General features: G+C 62.2%; 3 protein-coding genes. All 3 read right to left on the bottom strand.

The features are described from left to right. Window positions 1–381 (bottom strand): lysozyme (locus ACN6PJ_RS31385; RefSeq protein ID WP_427999521.1); only part of this gene is annotated, 381 nt, incomplete at its 3' end. Beyond that, window positions 378–662 carry a hypothetical protein gene (locus ACN6PJ_RS31380; protein WP_427999520.1) on the bottom strand — a complete coding sequence of 95 codons (285 nt, stop codon included), beginning with the start codon at window positions 660–662 and terminating at the stop codon, window positions 378–380. The genes ACN6PJ_RS31380 and ACN6PJ_RS31385, both read right to left, overlap by 4 nt. A gap of 4 nt (window positions 663–666) precedes the next feature. Continuing rightward, the coding region (locus tag ACN6PJ_RS31375) for an SGNH/GDSL hydrolase family protein (protein ID WP_427999519.1) at window positions 667–1,774 on the bottom strand (1,108 nt) is incomplete at its 5' end.

The following is a 1,774-nucleotide window of genomic DNA, read 5'->3' as shown; positions in this document are numbered from 1 at the left end:
GCCGGCGTAGTCGCCCGCATTGAACTTGCGCCGCATGGTGGATTCGGCAAGGTTGCCCGCGCCCAGGTTGTAGGTGAAGTCGATGAGCGCCGCGCGCTGCCAGTCGTTCAGCGGCACGGTAATCAATCTGCGCACCGCCCGGTCGGCAATGGCGAGATCCGCATCGCGCCAGGCGTCGCACTCCGCATCCGTGTAGATCCGCTTCGGGTCGATGTCCGGCCCGGTGTGCCCGTCACACACGGTCAGCACGCCCACCGGGTCGATGTATGGCTTACCGCGCACCTTGCCCGGCTCGAAGTGCGCGACCAGCACGCCCGCGATGGCGATCGCGCCCGCGCCGGAAGCGGCCAGCAGCTTGCGTTTCAGGCTTGCCGCGATCATCGGATACCCCGCCAGGCCGAGTAGGCCGTAATGATGGCGGTGCCAAGGCCCACGATATAGGCCAACGGCTTAGCCAATCGGCCCAGCCCCTGCAGGACCTTGAACCCCCCAGACAGCGCCTGGAACGTGTCAACTATGTCCTGAGTGTTCTGCCGGATCGTCTCGATTGACGATGTGTTTCGCGCCGTGGCTTCCGCGTTGCTTGCCATGTCCTGCTCCATCTGCACGACCCGAGCGTGCAGCGATTTGATAAAGGCGTCGGACAGATGCTCGTCAGCCACGGCGTCAGTCCTTGGCCCACGAGATTTCGGCGGACACAGTGATCGACAGCGGCGAGCCGCCACCGTTGGAGGCCACCACGTTCACGATCCGGCGGTCCGAATTCGTGCGGTTCAGAAGCACATCCGCTTGCACGGTCCCGGACGCGAAGCTCTTCTGGTCGGTGAGGGTCGTGTCGATGGTGGTCGCATACCCGATCCGCAGCGTCAAAGCCCCGCCTGCCACCGAGATCAAGTTTCGAAGCGTCGCCGTCGATGACGTAGGCTCCGGCGTGCTGGCCACTACGACAGAGCTTCCGGCGGGCACCGTGACCGTGCCCGAAACGGCGAAGCTCCGGACATCGGATCCCGTCCCCGCGAGCTGCACCGTCTGATTGTGATAGTTGACGCGGATGGCGTAGCGGCGGCTGTTGGTCAGCTGCTCGCCAGGGGCAACGGGATAGAAGGCGGAACCGACCGAACAATTGAAGAAAATCGGCTGCGCGCCAATTGTGGCGATATTCGTTTTCAGGGTGTTCAGTTCGGCTTCGAACGCCGGCGCCGTGATTCCCGCATAGATATCGTTCGTGCCGCACATCACCCAGACGAAATCGGGATTCTCCGGCACCACATCCGCAAAGAAGCGCGCAACAAGATCGGTAATCTTGTTTCCTGACACCCCCTTGTTGACGAAGGTGGCATCAGGCAGACGTTGCTGGAATCGCTGCAACATGAGGCCGCTGGCGAACCAGCTATCTCCGAAGAGGACATGCTTCCCGCGGTTAAGCGACCCAAGCCGGCCCAGAATCCGGAAAAAGGACAACCGGCCGATATTGAACGTAACCCCGCCGGTCATGACGGTCGTGACGGTGATGTTGACGGTGCTGCCGGGTCGAACGGTGAACACACCTTGCATCAAGCGAATGCCGTTAAAGCCCGTCAGCGTCTCCGTGAAGACACCGTACGTCTCACCGCTGGACGTCGTTTCGATCACGTTCAGCAGAATTCCGCTCGAGAAACCGCCGACACGCTGCCCGAAATTTACCGGAACCGAGAAGCGATAGGTTCCACCAGGCAGAGCGACAGGTGGCGATTTCGCCCCATCGCCAACGCCCGGCGCGGTGACCTTGACCGAG

The sequence above is a fragment of the Achromobacter sp. genome (genome assembly GCF_050285585.1).
Classification (GTDB): Bacteria; Pseudomonadota; Gammaproteobacteria; order Burkholderiales; family Burkholderiaceae_B; genus Achromobacter.
The sequence above is the reverse complement of the archived record's forward strand: the minus strand, read 5'-3'. Positions and strand labels throughout refer to the sequence as shown.